18 protein-coding genes are annotated in these 19,172 nt (G+C 60.8%); 15 read left to right on the top strand and 3 right to left on the bottom strand.

Features of this window, described 5'->3' with window-relative positions:
- Nucleotides 1-23 precede the first annotated feature (23 nt).
- The 5 genes from aroC to DW58_RS10930 are packed head-to-tail and all read left to right on the top strand — an operon-like array spanning nucleotide 24 to nucleotide 3,597.
- Nucleotides 24-1,109 carry a chorismate synthase gene (aroC, locus tag DW58_RS10950; protein WP_024547964.1) on the top strand — a complete coding sequence of 362 codons (1,086 nt, stop codon included), beginning with the start codon at nucleotides 24-26 and terminating at the stop codon, nucleotides 1,107-1,109.
- Between the two features lie 4 nt (nucleotides 1,110-1,113).
- Nucleotides 1,114-1,938 (top strand): penicillin-insensitive murein endopeptidase, encoded by an 825-nt coding sequence (gene mepA / locus DW58_RS10945; protein WP_024547965.1) that lies wholly within the window; start codon nucleotides 1,114-1,116, stop codon nucleotides 1,936-1,938.
- A gap of 9 nt (nucleotides 1,939-1,947) precedes the next feature.
- The gene (locus DW58_RS10940; RefSeq protein WP_024547966.1) at nucleotides 1,948-2,748 is read left to right on the top strand and encodes a sulfite exporter TauE/SafE family protein; all 801 of its coding nucleotides are present in this window, start codon (nucleotides 1,948-1,950) and stop codon (nucleotides 2,746-2,748) included.
- On the top strand, nucleotides 2,748-3,287 hold the full coding sequence (locus tag DW58_RS10935; protein ID WP_024547967.1) for an elongation factor P hydroxylase: 540 nt from the start codon (nucleotides 2,748-2,750) through the stop codon (nucleotides 3,285-3,287). Before DW58_RS10940 ends, DW58_RS10935 begins: the two co-directional genes overlap by 1 nt.
- Before the next feature lie 31 nt (nucleotides 3,288-3,318).
- Nucleotides 3,319-3,597 carry a YfcL family protein gene (locus tag DW58_RS10930; RefSeq protein ID WP_024547968.1) on the top strand — a complete coding sequence of 93 codons (279 nt, stop codon included), beginning with the start codon at nucleotides 3,319-3,321 and terminating at the stop codon, nucleotides 3,595-3,597.
- A gap of 35 nt (nucleotides 3,598-3,632) precedes the next feature.
- Here the strand turns inward: DW58_RS10930 and DW58_RS10925 are convergent, their stop codons facing one another.
- Together DW58_RS10925 and mnmC are read right to left on the bottom strand one after the other, a co-directional pair.
- A complete protein-coding gene (locus tag DW58_RS10925; RefSeq protein ID WP_024547969.1) occupies nucleotides 3,633-5,180 on the bottom strand; it encodes a methyl-accepting chemotaxis protein in 1,548 nt (515 codons plus the stop codon).
- 153 nt (nucleotides 5,181-5,333) lie between these two features.
- Nucleotides 5,334-7,334 (bottom strand): bifunctional tRNA (5-methylaminomethyl-2-thiouridine)(34)-methyltransferase MnmC2/FAD-dependent 5-carboxymethylaminomethyl-2-thiouridine(34) oxidoreductase MnmC1, encoded by a 2,001-nt coding sequence (gene mnmC / locus DW58_RS10920; RefSeq protein WP_024562625.1) that lies wholly within the window; start codon nucleotides 7,332-7,334, stop codon nucleotides 5,334-5,336.
- Nucleotides 7,335-7,490: 156 nt separating this feature from the next.
- Here mnmC and fabB point away from each other — a divergent pair, with 156 nt between their 5' ends.
- A complete protein-coding gene (gene fabB, locus DW58_RS10915) occupies nucleotides 7,491-8,711 on the top strand; it encodes a beta-ketoacyl-ACP synthase I (protein ID WP_024547435.1) in 1,221 nt (406 codons plus the stop codon).
- 66 nt (nucleotides 8,712-8,777) lie between these two features.
- Here the strand turns inward: fabB and flk are convergent, their stop codons facing one another.
- Complete coding sequence (flk, locus tag DW58_RS10910; protein WP_024547436.1) at nucleotides 8,778-9,782, bottom strand: flagella biosynthesis regulator Flk; 1,005 nt, start codon at nucleotides 9,780-9,782, stop codon at nucleotides 8,778-8,780.
- Between the two features lie 159 nt (nucleotides 9,783-9,941).
- Here flk and pdxB point away from each other — a divergent pair, with 159 nt between their 5' ends.
- The 9 genes from pdxB (at nucleotide 9,942) to purF (ending at nucleotide 19,127) form a co-directional block, all read left to right on the top strand.
- Nucleotides 9,942-11,078, top strand: a complete 1,137-nt coding sequence (pdxB, locus tag DW58_RS10905) for a 4-phosphoerythronate dehydrogenase PdxB (protein ID WP_024547437.1) — start codon at nucleotides 9,942-9,944, stop codon at nucleotides 11,076-11,078.
- A gap of 61 nt (nucleotides 11,079-11,139) precedes the next feature.
- On the top strand, nucleotides 11,140-12,153 hold the full coding sequence (locus DW58_RS10900; protein WP_024547438.1) for an aspartate-semialdehyde dehydrogenase: 1,014 nt from the start codon (nucleotides 11,140-11,142) through the stop codon (nucleotides 12,151-12,153).
- Nucleotides 12,153-12,965, top strand: coding sequence for a tRNA pseudouridine(38-40) synthase TruA (gene truA / locus DW58_RS10895; RefSeq protein WP_024547439.1), 813 nt, complete (start codon nucleotides 12,153-12,155; stop codon nucleotides 12,963-12,965). Before DW58_RS10900 ends, truA begins: the two co-directional genes overlap by 1 nt.
- A gap of 25 nt (nucleotides 12,966-12,990) precedes the next feature.
- Nucleotides 12,991-13,650, top strand: coding sequence for a DedA family protein (locus DW58_RS10890; RefSeq protein WP_024547440.1), 660 nt, complete (start codon nucleotides 12,991-12,993; stop codon nucleotides 13,648-13,650).
- A gap of 265 nt (nucleotides 13,651-13,915) precedes the next feature.
- The gene (accD, locus tag DW58_RS10885) at nucleotides 13,916-14,833 is read left to right on the top strand and encodes an acetyl-CoA carboxylase, carboxyltransferase subunit beta (protein ID WP_024547441.1); all 918 of its coding nucleotides are present in this window, start codon (nucleotides 13,916-13,918) and stop codon (nucleotides 14,831-14,833) included.
- Nucleotides 14,834-14,906: 73 nt separating this feature from the next.
- The gene (gene folC, locus DW58_RS10880) at nucleotides 14,907-16,175 is read left to right on the top strand and encodes a bifunctional tetrahydrofolate synthase/dihydrofolate synthase (RefSeq protein ID WP_024547442.1); all 1,269 of its coding nucleotides are present in this window, start codon (nucleotides 14,907-14,909) and stop codon (nucleotides 16,173-16,175) included.
- Nucleotides 16,165-16,866, top strand: a complete 702-nt coding sequence (gene dedD, locus DW58_RS10875) for a cell division protein DedD (RefSeq protein WP_024547443.1) — start codon at nucleotides 16,165-16,167, stop codon at nucleotides 16,864-16,866. The genes folC and dedD overlap by 11 nt, the downstream gene beginning before the upstream one ends.
- 220 nt (nucleotides 16,867-17,086) lie before the next feature.
- The gene (gene cvpA / locus DW58_RS10870; protein WP_024547444.1) at nucleotides 17,087-17,575 is read left to right on the top strand and encodes a colicin V production protein; all 489 of its coding nucleotides are present in this window, start codon (nucleotides 17,087-17,089) and stop codon (nucleotides 17,573-17,575) included.
- Nucleotides 17,576-17,609: 34 nt separating this feature from the next.
- Complete coding sequence (purF, locus tag DW58_RS10865; protein ID WP_024547445.1) at nucleotides 17,610-19,127, top strand: amidophosphoribosyltransferase; 1,518 nt, start codon at nucleotides 17,610-17,612, stop codon at nucleotides 19,125-19,127.
- Nucleotides 19,128-19,172: the final 45 nt, after the last annotated feature.

Below are 19,172 nucleotides of genomic sequence, written 5' to 3'. Positions count from 1 at the left end.
ACAACAACGACAACGGGGCCGTGATGGCAGGAAACAGTATTGGACAATTCTTCCGGGTGACCACCTTCGGTGAGTCGCACGGTCTGGCGCTGGGCTGCATCGTGGATGGCGTACCGCCGGGCATTCCGCTGACCGAAGCGGATCTGCAGCACGATCTCGACCGCCGCCGCCCGGGTACCTCGCGCTACACCACCCAGCGTCGCGAACCCGACCAGGTGAAAATCCTGTCCGGCGTCTTCGAAGGCGTCACCACCGGCACCAGTATCGGCCTGCTGATTGAAAACACCGATCAGCGCTCCCAGGACTACAGCGCCATTAAGGATGTGTTCCGACCCGGGCACGCCGACTACACCTACGAACAGAAATATGGCCAGCGCGACTACCGCGGCGGCGGGCGCTCATCGGCGCGTGAAACCGCCATGCGCGTGGCGGCCGGGGCGATTGCCAAAAAGTATCTGGCCCAGACGTTCGGCGTGGTGATTCGCGGCTGCCTCACTCAGATGGGCGACATTCCGCTTGAGATAAAAGACTGGGAGCAGGTAGAGCAGAACCCGTTCTTCTGCCCGGATCCGGATAAAATCGAGGCGCTGGACGAGCTGATGCGCAGCCTGAAAAAAGCGGGTGACTCCATCGGCGCGAAGGTGACCGTGGTGGCAGACCACGTGCCGCCGGGCCTTGGCGAGCCGGTGTTCGATCGCCTTGATGCCGATATCGCCCATGCGTTGATGAGCATTAACGCCGTGAAGGGCGTGGAGATCGGCGAAGGTTTCGGCGTGGTTGCCCTGCGCGGCAGCGAAAACCGCGATGAAATCACCCAGGCGGGCTTCCAGAGCAACCACGCCGGCGGCATCCTCGGCGGCATCAGCAGCGGGCAGCAGATTGTCGCCCACATGGCGCTGAAGCCCACTTCCAGCATTATGGTGCCGGGCCGTACCCTGAACCGCAGCGGCGAAGAGGTGGAGATGGTAACCCGCGGGCGTCACGATCCCTGCGTGGGTATTCGCGCCGTGCCGATTGCGGAAGCCATGCTGGCTATCGTGCTGATGGATCACCTCCTGCGCCAACGCGCGCAGAACGGCGATGTGGTCACCTCACTTCCTCGTTGGTAACGCCATGAAAAAAACGTTCGCTCTGCTGCTGGCCCTTCTGGCCGGCAGCGCGGCGCAGGCCGCAACGCCCTGGCAGCAGATCACCCATCCGGTGGCGGGCAGCCCGCAGTCCATCGGCAGCTTCTCAAACGGCTGCATCGTGGGCGCCTCGGCGCTGCCGCTCCAGTCGGAAAACTATCAGGTGATGCGCACCGAGCAGCGCCGCTATTTCGGGCATCCCGATCTGGTGCGCTTTATCGAGCGCCTCAGTCAGCAGGTGCGCGGCCAGGGGCTGGGCACCGTGCTGGTAGGCGATATGGGCATGGCCGCCGGCGGACGTTTTAGCAGCGGCCATGCCAGCCACCAGACGGGGCTGGACGTCGATATCTTTCTGCAACTGCCTCAGACGCGCTGGACCAGCGCCCAGCTGAGCAGGCCGCAGGCGCTCGATCTGGTGGCCGTCAACGGCAAGCGGGTCATCCCGTCGCTGTGGAAGCCGGAGATTGGCACGCTCATTAAGACCGCCGCCGAAGACAGCGAGGTCACGCGTATCTTCGTTAACCCGGCCATCAAACAGCAGCTTTGCCTCGATGCGGGGCCGGATCGCGGCTGGCTGAACAAGGTGCGCCCGTGGTTTGCCCACCGCGCCCATATGCATGTGCGGCTGCGCTGTCCGGCAGACAGCCTGGAGTGCCAGGAGCAGGCCCCGCCGCCGCCGGGAGATGGCTGCGGCGCGGAGCTGCAAAGCTGGTTCCTGCCACCGCCGCCGGGCAGCAAAGCACCGGGCAAATCCACACCGCCACCGCCGCCGCCGTCATGCCAGGCGCTGCTTGATAAGCATCTGCTTTAAGGAACAGACATGGAGTGGTTTATGGTTTCCCCGCTGATGCTGGCCGCGCTGTTTTTCGTCGCCGTGCTGGCGGGGTTTATTGACGCGCTGGCCGGCGGCGGGGGGCTGCTCACCGTACCGGCGCTGCTGGCAGCGGGCATGTCGCCCGCGCAGGCGCTCGCCACCAACAAATTGCAGGCCTGCGGCGGCTCGTTTTCCGCCTCGCTCTATTTTATCCGGCGCAAGGTGGTGAGCCTGAGCGATCAGAAGCTCAATATTCTGATGACTTTTATCGGCTCTACCAGCGGGGCGCTGCTGGTCCAGCACGTTGATTCCGGGCTGCTGCGCCAGATCCTGCCGGTGCTGGTGATCGCCATCGGGCTCTATTTCCTGCTGATGCCGCGCCTCGGCGAGGAAGATCGCCAGCGTCGTCTGTACGGTCTGCCGTTTGCGCTGGTGGCCGGAGGCTGCGTCGGCTTCTACGACGGCTTCTTCGGGCCGGGCGCCGGGTCGTTTTACGCGCTGGCGTTCGTCTCGCTGTGCGGCTTTAACCTCGCCAAATCCACCGCCCATGCCAAGGTGCTCAACGCCACCTCCAACTTCGGCGGGCTGCTGCTGTTTATTATCGGCGGGAAAGTCATCTGGGGTACCGGGCTGGTGATGCTGGCCGGGCAGTTTTGCGGCGCGCGGCTTGGCTCGCGGCTGGTGCTCAGTAAAGGGCAGGCGCTTATTCGCCCGATGATTGTCATCGTCTCGGCGGTGATGAGCGCCAAACTATTGTATGACAGCCATGGACAGGACATCCTCAACTGGCTTGGGATGAATGGATAATGACACACCGCTATCAGGATCTGATTGCCATTTTCGACGGCTGCTTTGCCGACGATTTTAATACCCGTCTGATTAAAGGCGACGACGAACCGATCTATCTTCCTGCCGATGAGCAGGTGCCGTATCACCGGATTGTGTTCGCCCACGGCTTCTATGCCAGCGGGATGCACGAGATTTCCCACTGGTGCATCGCGGGTGCCGCGCGCCGCGAACAGGTGGATTTTGGCTACTGGTACTGCCCGGACGGACGCGATGCGGCAACCCAGGGCCAGTTTGAAGACGTTGAGGTTAAGCCGCAGGCGCTGGAGTGGATGTTCTGCGTCGCGGCGGGTTTCCCCTTTAACGTCAGCTGTGACAATCTCGAAGGCGACGTGGAGCCGGATCGCATTGCGTTTCAGCGCCGCGTCCACGCGCAGGTTATGGCCTGGCTTGAGGCGGGCATACCGTCACGCCCGGCGCGTTTTATCGCCGCGCTGCGCACATTTTATCGCACGCCGCCTCTGACGGCGGAACAGTTTCCATGGCCCGAGGATCTGTAACGGGGCCATGTCATTTGAATGAGGAAAGATGATGATCGCGGAATTTGAAGCACGCATTCTGGCGTTAATTGACAATATGGTGGAGCACGCCAGCGATGATGAGCTGTTTGCCAGCGGTTATCTGCGCGGCCACCTTACGCTTGCGGTAGCGGAACTGGAACACGGCGAAGACCACTCGCCGGAAGCCGTCTCCGCGCAGGTCACCACCAGCCTTGAGAAAGCGATTCTCGCCGGTGAGCTCTCACCGCGCGACCAGGCGCTGGTGCTGGGCATGTGGGACACCCTGTTCCAGCAGGCGACGCTCCGCTAAGCCTGTCCCCCTGCCGCAGGGCAGGGGGCACGGTTTCACGCGTGGCGAAGGCGAAACGCCCGCGTTCCCTCATTCAGCACGTTAACCTGATCAATCATCACGTCCGCTGAGGTCGCCAGCTCCTCTACCATCGACGCGTTGCTCTGCGTCACCTTATCCAGTTCGGCAATGGCCTGATTAATCTGCTCAATCCCGCGCTGCTGCTCCTCGGTTGCCATCGTCACGTCATCCAGCAGGTCGCGTACCCGGGTGGCATTGATAATAATCTCGTGCATCGATTTTCCGGCCTGGTTCACGAGGCGCGAACCCTCGTCCATTTTGCCGGTGGTGCGCTCAATCAGCTGGCGGATATCCTTCGCCGCTTCCGAGCTGCGGTGCGCCAGACTGCGCACTTCCCCTGCGACCACCGCAAACCCTTTACCGTGTTCGCCCGCCCGCGCGGCTTCTACCGCGGCGTTCAGCGCCAGGATATTGGTCTGAAACGCAATGCCCTCAATCAGCGAAATGATATCGGTCATCTGGCCTGCGCTGCCGGCGATATCCTGCATGGTCAGGGAGACCTGCTGCATCACTTTGCCACCGTCTTCCGCGCTGGTGGCGGTACTGCCGGCGATAGCCTTCGCCTGACGGGTGTTGTCGGCGTTGTTTTTTACCGTGGAGGTGATCTCTTCCATGCTGGCGGCAGTTTCAATCAGCGCCGCAGACTGCTGCTCGGTGCGCGCCGACAGCTCGCGGTTGCCAGCGGCAATCTCACCGGAGTGGTTGAGCACCGTTTCCGCCGAGGCGCGGATCGCCGCAATCAGCCGGCGCAGCTCCTCCTGCATGATGTGCAGGGAGTGCATCAGGTTGTTCTGGCCTTTGCTGGTAATCGGGTAGGAGAGATCGCCGGCGGCGATGACGGCGGCTACCTGCTGCGCCTGTGCCGGTTCCCCGCCGAGCTGACGCATCAGGCTGCGGGTAAGCAGCAGCGCCACCGTGGCCGACAGCGCCAGCGCCAGCGCGCCCAGCACGATCTGAATCAGCAACGCGCTGTGAACGCTGTCGTCAACGCTCTTCACTTCCCGATCGGCCTGGGCGATTTCATTCTGTTCGAGCGTCGCTAAATCGGCCATCAGCTTAGTGCGGTACTGGCGCGAATTGTCCCCGCTGATTTTTCCGGCCTCCTGAAGATTCTCCGCCGCCAGCGCCTGCAGCACCGCTTTATTCGAAGCGGCAAACGCGGTGAAGGTTGTGGCAATAGTACGCATCAGCGGGTCGCCCGCTTTTTCATCCGACAGCGCCAGATAGTGATTTTGGGCGCTGATAAACTTATTAATGGCCTGCTGCAACTCGTCCTGATGCTTGTGGCGCTCTTCAAGGGTAGGGGAGGCAATCATCTGCACCTGCTGCAGGCGAAGCTCGGATAAAACGCCACGCATTTCAAGCGTGTAGCGTACGGCAGGCATCCGCGTTTCGAGCAGGTTTTGCGCCTGGCGATTATTGTTATTCAGAAACCACAGGGAGATGGAACCCATTACCAGCATTAACAGAAGTATCGCGGCAAGGCTGGCTATTATTTTTTGCGTAAAAGAGAGTCGGTTCATTTTTATGCCATAGCGTTAATAAGAATTGAGTTGATTAACGGCACAAAAACCCTTTCCTTTATATGGCTTTATTAATCTGGATCATGCTTTTACGTAATATCGTCACCGCCTGTATGCCGGTACAAAAAAGGCGCCGTGCGGCGCCCTCAAGGGTTATTTTACCGGTCTGCCCTTGCGCAGTTTGCGCACCCAGAGCCGGTTCGGATTGAGCGCGGCGAGGGTAGACGCGTCCAGCGGCAGCGGTTCGCCGCTCATCTGCGCTGCCAGAACCTCGGCGGTTAGCGGGGCGGTGCACAGGCCGCGAGACCCGAGGGCACCCAGCATAAACAGATCCGGATGCACCGGCGCCTCGGGCGCGTCATCCGGCTCGCCGGCACGCTGTGCGTAGGCCGCAAGCGTAGCGTCGTAGTCCGGCACGCCGCCCACCATCGGCAGGTGGTCCCGGGTGGCGCAGCGAACCCCGCAGCGCGCCTCTCCGGCGCTGACATCAACGGCCTGGGCCCAGTCCGCTTCGGGCAGGCAGTCGATGAGCCGCTGGCGGTTATGCTGCTGATCCGTCTCGCTGTAGCCCACGTCGCGCTGCCCGCGGTGATAGCTGGCCCCGATGCAGTGCTGCTGGGTATGGGGATTTTCCGGCGTCAGGTAGCCGTCATAGCACAGCACCTGGCGCAGGGCGTTGAGCCCCGGCGCGGTGGGAATATGGCTGACCTGCCCACCCACCGCATAGACCGGCAGCTCGCGGGTCTGGCTGAAATCGCTAAGCCGGTGCCCGTTCGCCAGCACCACCACCGGGTGCGTGGCCTCGCTTCCGTCGGCAAAGTGCAATTGCCAGCCGTCGGCCTGACGCTCAAGCCGGTGCAGGGCGCGTTCGTAATGGACGGTCATCCCCTGCTCGCAGGCCAGGGCGATAGCAGCGGTGGTCAGCTGCGCCGGACAGAGCCAGCCGCCGAGCGGATAGCTGATTCCCCCGCAGCCGGTCACCACGCCGCAGCTCGCCTCGACCTCATCCGCACTCACCGCCCGGGCAATCTCCGGCGGTAAGCCTGCTTCAAGCATCTGGTCGATTTTGTGCCGGGACTTCTCGTCCCAGCCAAGCTGTGTCACGCCGCACCAGTCGCGATCGAAATTCACCGGCAGCGCATCATACAGACGGCGAGCGAAGGTAAACGCCGCGGGGAAGAAGCGCGCCAGCGCCGGATCGTGCTGGCTCAGCAGCGGGTAGAGCGCCCCCTGGCGGTTACCGGACGCGCCCTGGGCCGGGGCAGCATCTGCGCACCACAGGGTGACGCGAAACCCGCGGCGCAGCAGGGCCAGGGCCAGCATCGCGCTGGCGACGCCACCACCGACCAGCGCGACATCGCGTCCGGTGGCCGCCCGCCGGGCATACCACGGCGCGCGGGCCGGCGGATAAGGCGACGCCTCACGCTGGCCAATCAGCATCTCGCGCTTGCGCCCAAACCCCTTGTGCTTCTGCATAGCAAACCCGGCTTCCTGCAGGCCGCGGCGCACGAACCCGGCGGAGGTAAAGGTGGCGAGGGTGCCCTCAGGATGCGCGAGGCGCGCAAGGGCTGAAAACAGATTCGGCGTCCACATGTCCGGGTTTTTCGCTGGCGCAAAGCCATCCAGGAACCAGGCGTCCACCGTGCCGTCGAGAGCGTCGTCCAGCTCATCGGTCAACTGGTTGATATCGCCAAACCACAGGTCGAGCGTGACGCGCCCGCCGTCGAGCAGCAGGCGGTGGCAGCCCCGGAAAGGCAGCGGCCACTGGGCCTGAAGCTGGGCGGCGAACGGCGCCAGTTCAGGCCAGCGGGTGTGCGCCTGGACCAGGTCATCACGGGTGAGCGGGAATTTCTCAAAACTGATGAAATGTAATCTTTGTAACGTAGCCTGCGGGTGCGCGCGGGCGAAGGCGTCAAACGCCTGCCAGAGGGTCAGGAAATTAAGTCCGGTACCAAAGCCGCTCTCCGCCACCACCAGCAGGGGCCGCGCATGGCTGGCAAAGCGCTGCGGGAGGCGATTTCCTTCAAGAAAAACGTAGCGAGTCTCTTCGAGTCCATTATCATTAGAAAAGTAAACGTCGTCGAAATCTCGGGAAACAGGTGTACCCTCATCATTGAAGTGCAGTCGGGCAGGTTGGATAGCGTTTTCTTTCACGTAAGTGACTCGTCTGGCAAGCAGTGGGGCGATCTTAACGAGGTGAGGCGCCGGGCGCAAATTTACCAGGGAATTGGCTGATCGGACTTGTTCGGCGTACAAGTGTACGCTATCTTGCGTCTCGAATCCTAAACAGAGCTATTACAGAGGTATTGAATGAAACGTGCAGTGATTACTGGCCTGGGCATCGTTTCCAGCATCGGTAACAACCAGCAGGAAGTCCTGTCATCTCTGCGTGAAGGGCGTTCAGGGATTACTTTTTCCCAGGAATTCAAAGATTCCGGAATGCGCAGCCACGTCTGGGGTAACGTTAAACTGGATACCACTGGCCTTATCGATCGTAAAATCGTGCGTTTCATGAGCGATGCATCTGTTTATGCTTTCCTCTCTATGGAACAGGCGATTGCGGATTCAGGTCTTACTGATGAACAGTACCAGAACAATCCGCGCGTCGGCCTGATTGCCGGTTCCGGCGGCGGTTCTCCGAGATACCAGGTGTTCGGTGCGGATGCAATGCGCAGCCCGCGTGGCCTGAAAGCGGTTGGCCCGTATGTGGTAACCAAATCCATGGCGTCCGGCGTTTCTGCCTGCCTCGCCACCCCGTTCAAAATTCACGGCGTGAACTACTCCATCAGCTCCGCGTGCGCCACCTCCGCGCACTGTATCGGTAACGCGGTTGAGCAGATCCAGCTTGGCAAACAGGACATCGTCTTTGCCGGCGGCGGCGAAGAGCTGTGCTGGGAAATGGCGTGCGAGTTCGACGCGATGGGCGCGCTCTCCACCAAGTACAACGAGAACCCGGCACAGGCCTCCCGTACCTATGATGCGAGCCGTGACGGCTTCGTTATCGCAGGCGGCGGCGGTATGGTCGTGGTAGAAGAGCTGGAGCACGCTCTGGCGCGCGGCGCGCATATCTATGCTGAAATCGTTGGCTACGGCGCAACCTCAGACGGCGCAGACATGGTTGCCCCGTCAGGTGAAGGCGCTGTGCGCTGCATGCAGATGGCGATGCACGGTGTGGACACCCCGATCGACTACCTGAACACCCACGGCACCTCTACGCCGGTGGGCGACGTGAAAGAGCTGGGCGCTATCCGCGACGTGTTTGGCGATAACACCCCGGCGATCTCCGCCACCAAAGCCATGACCGGTCACTCTCTGGGTGCGGCGGGCGTGCAGGAAGCGATTTACAGCCTGCTGATGCTGGAGCACAGCTTCGTGGCGCCGAGCATCAACATCGATGAGCTGGACGAGATGGCGAAGGGCATGAACATCGTGACCCAGCCAACCGAGAAAGCGCTGACCACCGTGATGTCTAACAGCTTCGGCTTCGGCGGTACCAACGCCACGCTGGTAATGCGTAAATACAACGCGTAAGCCGTTAGCGAGCGACAAAAAAAGGAGCCTTCTGGCTCCTTTTTTTATGGGCGCGATAGCGCAGACTCAGAACAGCATCCAGAACAGGATCATCACCACCAGCAGGGCGATAAAGGCGATGCCGGGCCGTGCGGTGAGGGTTTTAATCGGCGAGATGAACGGCGCGATAAACGGGTTGTAGATGGGCTGAACGTTGCGCGCTTCCAGGAAGTCGGGGGCGCGTTCGGCACGGCGCAAGAACACCTGGTTCAGCAGATCCTGAACCTGACCGGTGGTAAGGATGGTCTGGGGCGTCACCTGCCAGCGCTGCTGCGCATAATCGGTCATCTCGCGCCACTCCTGCGGCTCCAGCGGTTGTTTCAGGGCGGTCTGCACGCTGTGCAGCGTAGGCGCAGCCTGATTGCTGAGGGTCTGACGCGCCTGAAGCCATGTGTTAAGCAGGGCAAAATGCTTCGCCGGGATCAGCTCGCCGCTTTTCACTCCGGAGAGTTCCAGCATTGACTGCCAGATAAGCTTGCTGGATTCGCCGGTGGCGGCAGCCAGTTTAGTTACCGCCTGGTTGAGCGCGTTGTGCTCTACTGGCAGCAGGGGGCGGTCGGTCTGCGGGCGCTGCTGGGGTTGGGGAATGGCGATCTGCCCGTCTTTGAGCACCGTCAGCACGGTTTTTAACTGCTCTGGCGTAAGCTGGCTGAGCGCCGTCTGGCCAAACTGCTGACGGATAAAGTCGCTAACGGCCTGACGATTATTGCCCTGGCCGAGCAGTTCCGTCAGCTGCTGCAACACCTGGCGCGTGGCGTGGTTATCCTGCGCGCTGCCAAGCTTCTGGTTGAGGCTCTGCTCGGCGGCCGGGAAGTGGCGCGACAGCAGCGGGGTTTCGCTCGCAAGCCCCAGATCGTGGCGTACGGCGGCCCACACTTCCGCGCTCTGCTGGTGCGTGAGCGCCACAAGGCGTGTAATCAGCCGCTCCAGCACGGTACGCTGATGGGTGGACAGCGGAAGCTCTCCGGCAGACGTCTGCGGAGCAGGCGGTTCACCGGGAGGGCGAGCCGGAGCCCCTTGAATGGGTTGCATCATCAATAATCCTTAAATCTGCCACGAGGTAGCGCCACACTAAGCCAGTTGAGCAAGTATGCCTGGCGGCGAGATTATGGCACACTTACGCCCTGGCCCAATAGCCCCTGAGGGCAGGCTTTAAACGGTTATTTCCCGCATCCATACAGGTACCGTATCGTGAAAATCCTCGTTGATGAAAATATGCCTTACGCCCGCGAACTTTTCAGTCGCCTTGGCGATGTCAGGGCGGTGCCGGGCCGCCCGATTCCAGAGCAAGAACTGAACGATGCCGACGCGCTGATGGTGCGCTCGGTGACCAAAGTGAACGCGTCGTTGCTGACCGGCAAACCGGTGCGGTTTGTGGGAACGGCCACCGCCGGGACCGATCATGTGGATGAGGCCTGGCTTGCGCAGGCGGGAGTTGCCTTTTCAGCCGCGCCCGGCTGCAACGCCATCGCGGTGGTGGAGTATGTGTTTTCGGCGCTGCTGATGCTCGCCGAGCGTGACGGGTTCAACCTGACCGATCGCACGGTCGGCATTGTGGGCGTCGGTAACGTCGGATCGCGTTTGCAGGCGCGGCTTGAGGCGCTGGGCGTGCGCACGCTGCTGTGCGATCCGCCGCGCGCCGATCGCGGTGACGAGGGTGACTTCCAGCCCCTCGACGCGCTGGTGCGTGATGCGGATATTCTGACTTTTCACACCCCGCTGTTTAAAGAGGGGCCGTATAAAACCCTGCACCTCGCCGACGAGACGCTGATCCGCGCCCTGAAACCCGGCGCGATTCTGATCAACGCCTGCCGCGGTCCGGTAGTGGATAACGCGGCGCTGCTCGCCTGCCTGAATGCCGGACAACGGCTCAGCGTGGTGCTGGACGTCTGGGAGCCGGAGCCGGATCTCAACGTCGCGCTGCTCGACAAAGTGGATATCGGCACCGCCCACATTGCCGGCTATACCCTGGAGGGCAAAGCGCGCGGCACCACGCAGGTCTTCGAAGCCTTCAGCGAATTTATCGGTCAGAAGCAGCAGGTGGCGCTTGATGCTCTGCTGCCGGCCCCGGAGTTTGGTCGCCTGACGCTGCACGGCGCACTCGATCAGGCTACGCTGAAAAGGCTGGTGCATCTGGTGTATGATGTGCGCCGCGACGATGCGCCGCTGCGCGCGGTTGCCGGTACGCCGGGCGAGTTTGATAAGCTGCGTAAGCACTACAAAGAGCGCCGCGAGTGGTCCTCGCTCTATATTCAGTGCGATGACGCTAATGCCGCCGCGCTGCTGGCGAAACTGGGCTTTAACGCCGTGTATCACCCGGCCCGCTAATTCGATTCTTACGTTCTTCGCGCTTTAGGGGAACGCTTCTTTATTGTCTGGAGTAAACCACATGTCTGAAGGCTGGAATATCGCCATCCTGGGCGCCACGGGAGCCGTGGGTGAAGCCCTGCTTGAACTGCTTGAAGAGCGCCAGTTCCCGGTTGGTGAAATTTATCCCCTGGCACGTAGCGAGAGCGCGGGGCAGAGCCTGCGCTATGCGGGTAAAAGCATCCGCGTTGAAGATGTGGCTGCCTTTGACTGGACGCAGGCCCAGCTTGCCTTCTTCGTGGCAGGCGCGGAAGCCTCTGCTGCCTGGTGCGAAGAGGCGACCAACGCGGGCTGCCTGGTGATCGACAGCAGCGGGCTGTTTGCGCTGGAGCCGGACGTGCCGCTGGTGGTGCCGGACGTCAACCCGTTCGTGCTGGCCGATTACCGCAACCGCAATCTGGTGGCGGTGGCGAACAGCCTCACCAGCCAGCTGCTGGAAGCGCTGAAGCCGCTTATCGATGCCGGTGGACTGGGCCGTATTCAGGTCACCAGCCTGCTCTCCGCGTCGCGCCACGGCAAGGCGGCGGTGGATGCGCTGGCCGGGCAGAGCGCGCGCCTGCTCAACGGGATGCCGGTCGATGAAGATGACTTCTTTGGCCGTCAGCTGGCCTTTAACATGCTGCCGCTGCTTCCGGATGCTGAGGGCGTGGTCGCCGAAGAGCGCACCATCGTGGATGAAGCGCGTAAAATCCTGCAGGACGAAGGGCTGATGATCTCCGCCAGCTGCGTGCAGTCGCCGGTGTTTTACGGCCATGCCCAGATGGTGAGCTTTGAAGCCATGCGTCCGCTGGCGGCGGAAGAGGCGCGCGACGCGCTGGGCCTGGTTGAAGACATTGCGCTGTCCGATGAGAATGCGTTTCCCACCCAGGTGGCGGATGCGTCAGGCAACGCCCAGCTCTCCATCGGCTGTCTGCGTAACGACTACGGTATGCCGGAGCAGATTCAGTTCTGGTCGGTGGCCGACAACGTGCGCTACGGCGGCGCGTTGATGGCGGTGAAAACCGCCGAAAAACTCCTGCAGGAGTACCTCTACTGATGTCGGAACCGCAGGACAAACCGCGCGTCAGAGTCGCGTTGGGGATAGAGTACGACGGCAGTAAATATTACGGCTGGCAGCGTCAGAACGAAGTCCGCAGCGTGCAGGAAAAGCTGGAGAAAGCGCTTTCTCAGGTGGCGAACGAGCCGATTAACGTGTTCTGCGCCGGGCGTACCGACGCCGGGGTGCACGCCACCGGGCAGGTGGTCCACTTCGAAACCAGCGCGGTGCGTAAAGACGCCGCCTGGACGCTGGGTGTAAATGCGAATTTACCTGGAGACATCGCCGTTCGCTGGGTCAAAGATGTGCCGGCAGATTTTCATGCGCGGTTTAGCGCAACGGCGCGCCGGTATCGCTACATTATTTTCAATAATCGTCTGCGACCGGCCGTTTTACAGCAAGGCGTGACCCATTTTCATCAGCCCCTCGATGAAAAGCGGATGCACCGTGCGGCACAGAGCCTGATCGGCGAAAACGACTTTACCTCGTTTCGCGCCGTCCAGTGTCAGTCCCGCACCCCCTGGCGTAACGTGATGCATATCGACGTCGCGCGCTACGGGGAGTATGTGGTGATAGATATCAAAGCGAACGCGTTCGTTCACCACATGGTGCGTAATATTACGGGCAGCCTGATGGAAGTGGGCTGTGGTAACCAGCCGGAGAGCTGGATTGCACAACTGCTGGCGGCAAAGGACAGAACGCTTGCGGCAGCGACGGCGAAAGCGGAAGGGCTGTATCTGGTTGCGGTAGACTACCCGACCCGGTTCGACCTGCCGCGCCCGCCGATGGGCCCACTTTTTTTAGCTGACTGAATGCAGTCTGGGAAGCCGGAATATTATGGATGTTATTCTTTTTATCGTTGATTTCATTTTGCATATCGACGTTCACCTTGCAGAGCTGGTCGCGCAGTACGGCGTCTGGGTTTATGCCATTCTGTTTTTGATTCTGTTTTGTGAAACGGGGCTGGTGGTCACGCCATTCCTGCCGGGAGATTCACTGCTGTTTGTCGCCGGTGCGCTGGCGTCGCTGCCGGGCAACGATCTCAACGTGCACCTGATGGTGCTACTGATGATCGTCGCCGCCATCGCCGGTGATGCGGTGAACTACACCATCGGACGGCTGTTTGGCGACAAGCTGTTCAGCAATCCGGATTCCAAAATCTTCCGTCGCAGCTATCTTGATAAAACCCACGCGTTCTACGCGCGGCACGGCGGTAAGACCATCATTCTTGCCCGTTTTGTGCCGATTGTCCGTACCTTTGCGCCGTTCGTGGCGGGAATGGGCAAGATGTCCTACCGTCATTTTGCGGCCTATAACGTGATTGGCGCGCTGGTGTGGGTACTGCTGTTTACCTACGCGGGCTACTTCTTTGGTACCCTGCCGTTCGTGCAGGACAACCTGAAGCTGCTGATTGTGGCGATTATTATCGTCTCGATCCTGCCGGGGGTGGTGGAAGTGATTCGCCACAAGCGTGCAGCGGCGCGTCAGGGGCGCTAAGGTTATACCATCGGCCCGGCGGATAAACGCCTTCGGGCCGGTGGCATCACCGGAAATATGCGCAGCTAAGCGCGGTTAGACCACTTTTTTATCCCAAGTCGTCGGCCGTTATGTTTTAATGTGCACCATTTATTTGGTTGTCCGGGGGAGTCGCCTCCCGCGCCCCACGGACAAAACTGGCATCTGTACCCGCGCTGGCATGTGCTGTAGTGCTATGCAGTACCGCCCGGTAACGGTATCCCAGGTTCAGGCAGAAAGGTCATCAATGAGCTGGATTGAACGAATTCTCAATAAGAGCAATATCACCCCCACCCGCAAGGCAAGCATCCCTGAAGGGGTGTGGACCAAGTGCGACAGCTGCGGTCAGGTACTTTACCGTGCCGAGCTGGAGCGCAACCTTGGGGTCTGCCCGAAGTGCGATCACCATATGCGCCTGTCGGCGCGTGACCGCCTGCACAGCCTGTTAGACGAAGGCTCAATGGTGGAGTTGGGTAGCGAACTTGAGCCGAAAGATGTTCTGAAGTTCAAAGACTCTAAGAAATACAAAGATCGTCTTGCGGCGGCCCAGAAAGAGACCGGCGAGAAAGACGCGCTGGTGGTAATGAAAGGCACTCTGCACGACATGCCGGTTGTGGCTGCGGCCTTTGAGTTCGCCTTTATGGGCGGTTCAATGGGCTCCGTGGTTGGCGCGCGTTTCGTGCGTGCGGTTGAGCAGGCGCTGGAAGATAACTGCCCGCTGATCTGCTTCTCCGCGTCCGGCGGGGCGCGTATGCAGGAAGCGCTGATGTCGCTGATGCAGATGGCGAAAACCTCTGCGGCGCTGGCGAAAATGCAGGAGCGCGGTCTGCCGTATATCTCGGTACTGACTGACCCGACCATGGGCGGCGTCTCTGCAAGCTTCGCGATGCTGGGCGACCTGAACATCGCCGAGCCGAAAGCGCTGATTGGCTTTGCCGGCCCGCGCGTTATCGAGCAGACCGTACGTGAAAAACTGCCGCCGGGCTTCCAGCGCAGTGAGTTCCTGATTGAAAAGGGCGCGATCGACATGATCGTGCGCCGCCCGGAGATGCGCCTCAAGCTGGCAAGCGTGCTGGCGAAGTTCATGAATCTCCCCGCACCGAACCCCGATAAGCCGCGCGAAAGCATTGTCGTGCCGCCTGCCCCGCAGCAGGACGAGATCTAATCGGAATCAAAGGGCAGGGCCACAGTGGCTCTGCCTTTTTGCCTTTCACGTTCGCAATAAAGACACGGGTATGATGGACAAAGACGTAATTCCCAACGCCACGTCGCCCCTGGCCACGTGGCTTTCTTATCTGGAAAATCTGCACGGTAAAACCATTGATATGGGGCTTGAGCGCGTCAGCCGCGTGGCGGCGACCCTGGGCGTTACCAGGCCGGCCCCGTTTGTCTTTACCGTTGCCGGCACCAACGGCAAAGGCACCACCTGCCGCCTGCTCGAAGCGATGCTGATTGCCGCAGGCTACCGCGTCGGCGTGTACAGCTCGCCGCACCTGGTGCGCTATACCGAGCGGGTACGCATTCAGGGTGAGGAGCTGGCCGAGGCGCGGCACACCGCGTCGTTTGCCCATATCGAAGCCGCACGCGGCGACACCTCGCTCTCCTATTTTGAATACGGCACGCTCTCCGCGCTGTGGCTGTTTAACGCCGAGCAGGTAGACGTGGCGATCCTCGAAGTCGGGCTGGGCGGCCGCCTTGATGCCACCAACCTGGTGGATGCTGACGTGGCGGTGATAACCAGCATTGCGCTCGACCACACCGACTGGCTTGGCCCGGACCGCGAAAGCATCGGGCGTGAAAAAGCTGGCGTGTTCCGCGCCGGTAAGCCTGCGGTGGTCGGTGAGCCGGATATGCCGCAGAGCATTGCCGACGTGGCGCGTGAGAAGGGCGCGCTGCTGCTTCAGCGCGATAAACAGTGGCGCTATACGGTGGATGCCGATAGCTGGCGCTTCAGCGATGCTCACGGCGAGCTCAACGCGCTGCCGCTGCCGCTGGTACCGCAAGCCAATGCCGCCACCGCGCTGGCCGCGCTGCGCGCCAGCGGGCTTAAGGTCAGCGAGGCGGCGATCCGCGACGCGCTGGCCGGTGCGACGCTGCCGGGCCGTTTTCAGATTGTCCAGCAGGCACCGCGCGTCATTCTCGACGTCGCCCACAACCCGCACGCCGCCGCTTATCTGGCGCAGCGCCTGGCCCAGCAGCCGACGGCGGGACGCACGCTGGCGGTAGTGGGAATGCTGCACGATAAAGACATCGCCGGTACCCTGGCCTGTCTGGAGCCGGTGGTGGATAGCTGGTATTGTGCCCCTCTGGACGGGCCGCGCGGTGCGAAAGCGGAAGAGCTGACGGCGCACCTTGGCAAAGGCGAGCTGTTCGACAGCGTCGCCGCGGCATGGCAGTGCGCGATGTCGCAGGCCTCAGCGCAGGATACCGTTCTGGTGTGCGGCTCGTTTCATACGGTCGCGCAGGTAATGGAAGAAATCGAAGCGGGGAGAACCGGTGGCCAGTAAGTTTCAGAACCGTTTAGTTGGGACCATTGTGCTGGTGGCGCTCGGGGTGATTTTGCTCCCCGGTATGCTCGACGGTCAGAAAAAGCATTATCAGGACGAGTTCGCCGCGATTCCACTGGTGCCAAAGCCTGGGGATAACGACGAACCGGATATGCTGCCTGCCGCCACGCAGGCGTTGCCGGCGCAGCCGCCTGAAGGGGCGGCGGAAGAGGTGAGGGCGGGCAATGCCGCTGCGCCGTCGCTGGATACGTCGCAGATCGTTGCCGATAACGGTGCGGACGTCGACGAGGTACCGGCACCCAAGCCGAAGCCAAAACCGGTTGAGACGAAACCCAAACCGGTGGAAGCCGCGAAACCGAAGCCGGTTGAAAAACCGCAGCCGCAGCGCGAGAGTGCAAACCAGCAGCTCGCGGACGCCGAGGCGCAAAAACCAATCCCGGCACCGACCGGCAAAGCCTGGGTAGTGCAGTTAGGCGCGTTGAAAAATGCCGACAAAGTGAATGAGATTGTTGGTAAACTGCGCGCCAACGGTTACCGGGTCTACACCTCGCCATCAACGCCGGTACCGGGCAAAATCACCCGTATCCTTGTGGGGCCGGATGCCTCTCGCGACAAGCTGAAAAGCTCGCTCGGGGAACTTAACCAGCTCTCAGGGCTGAACGGCGTGGTGATGGGGTATAGCGCCAACTGACCTCCCGTTTGCGCGGGGCGTATGCGATGCGCGGCGTCATGAACGCGTGCGGCGCCCAGGCGCAGCGGGTAAAAAAGCAGCGAAATATCCGATGGCGTTGAAGTTTTTTTCAACGCCTTTTTTATTTGTGCGGGGGAAGGAAATCCCTACGCAAACGTTTTCTATTTCTGTTAGAATGCGCCCCGAACTGGATGACAGGGCGTAACATCGTGGGACACATATGGTCTGGATTGATTACGCCATTATCGCAATCGTAGGTTTTTCCGCTCTGGTTAGCCTGATTCGCGGCTTTGTTCGTGAAGCGTTATCGCTGGTGACATGGGGTTGTGCTTTCTTTGTCGCCAGTCATTACTACACTTACCTGTCTGTCTGGTTTACGGGCTTTGAAGACGAACTGGTACGTAATGGGATTGCCATCGCGGTGCTGTTTATCGCGACGCTTATCGTCGGCGCTGTCGTTAACTACGTGTTAGGGGCGCTGGTCGAGAAGACCGGCCTGTCGGGTACAGACCGGGTGTTAGGGATTTGCTTTGGTGCGCTGCGTGGAGTACTGATCGTCGCCGCCATTCTGTTCTTCCTTGATACCTTCACCGGCATGTCGAAAGGCGTAGACTGGCAGCAGTCAGTGCTTATCCCACACTTCAGCGTCATCATCGGGTGGTTCTTCGATTACCTGAAAGGCTCGTCGAGTTTTTTGCCCAGGGCGTGAGCCCTGTGATGTGGCTTAACGAGGAATAAGACGTATGTGCGGTATTGTCGGTATCGCCGGTGTTATGCCGGTCAACCAGTCGATTTATGACGCGTTAACGGTGCTTCAGCACCGTGGGCAGGATGCCGCAGGCATCATCACCATTGATGCCAATAATGGTTTCCGTCTGCGTAAAGCGAACGGTCTGGTGAGTGATGTGTTCGAAGCCCGCCATATGCAGCGTATGCAGGGCAATATGGGTATCGGCCACGTGCGCTACCCCACCGCAGGCAGCTCCAGCGCATCGGAAGCCCAGCCTTTCTACGTCAACTCCCCGTACGGCATTACGCTTGCCCATAACGGCAACCTGACGAACGCCCACGAACTCCGCAAGAAGCTGTTCGAGGAGAAGCGTCGTCACATCAACACCACCTCAGATTCTGAAGTGCTGCTCAACGTGTTCGCCAGCGAGCTGGATAATTTCCGCCACTACCCGCTGGAAGCCGACAACATTTTCGCCGCTATCGCCGCGACAAACCGCATGATCCGCGGGGCGTACGCCTGCGTGGCAATGATCATCGGTCACGGCATGGTCGCGTTTCGCGATCCCAACGGCATTCGTCCGCTGGTGCTCGGCAAGCGTGACGTCGGCGATGGCCGCACTGAATATATGGTCGCCTCGGAAAGCGTGGCGCTGGATACCCTGGGCTTCGAATTCCTGCGCGACGTCGCGCCGGGCGAAGCGGTGTACATCACCGAGAAGGGCCAGCTGTTTACGCGCCAGTGCGCCGACAACCCGGTGAGCAACCCATGCCTGTTCGAATACGTCTATTTCGCGCGCCCTGACTCGTTCATCGACAAAATTTCCGTCTACAGCGCCCGGGTTGGGATGGGCAAAAAGCTCGGCGAGAAGATTGCCCGCGAGTGGGAAGATCTGGATATCGACGTGGTGATTCCGATCCCGGAAACCTCCTGCGATATCGCACTGGAGATCGCCCGCATTCTCGACAAACCGTACCGCCAGGGCTTCGTGAAGAACCGCTACGTTGGCCGCACCTTTATCATGCCGGGTCAGCAGCTGCGCCGTAAGTCGGTGCGCCGCAAGCTCAACGCCAACCGCGCTGAGTTCCGCGATAAAAACGTGCTGCTGGTGGACGACTCCATCGTGCGCGGGACCACCTCTGAGCAGATCATTGAGATGGCACGCGAAGCCGGTGCGAAAAAGGTCTATCTCGCCTCGGCGGCACCGGAAATTCGTTTCCCGAACGTTTACGGCATCGATATGCCGACCGCCAACGAGCTGATCGCTCACGGTCGCGAAGTGGACGAGATTCGCCAGATCATCGGCGCGGATGGATTAATCTTCCAGGATCTCGACGATCTGATTGACGCGGTACGTGCGGAAAATCCGGATATTCAGCAGTTCGAATGCTCGGTATTTAACGGCGTGTACGTCACCAAAGATGTCGATCAGCAGTATCTCGACTATCTGGACGCCCTGCGCAACGACGATACCAAAGCCCTCGCGCTGCAAAACGAAGTCGAAAACCTCGAAATGCACAACGAGGGTTAACCCCCTCGCGCCTTCCTCCTGCGGGGGGAAGGCCGCTCCCTTCCC

The organism is Siccibacter turicensis LMG 23730, assembly GCF_000463155.2.
In the GTDB taxonomy this organism is placed as follows: domain Bacteria; phylum Pseudomonadota; class Gammaproteobacteria; order Enterobacterales; family Enterobacteriaceae; genus Siccibacter; species Siccibacter turicensis.
This window is presented reverse-complemented; position numbering and strand designations above follow the sequence as displayed.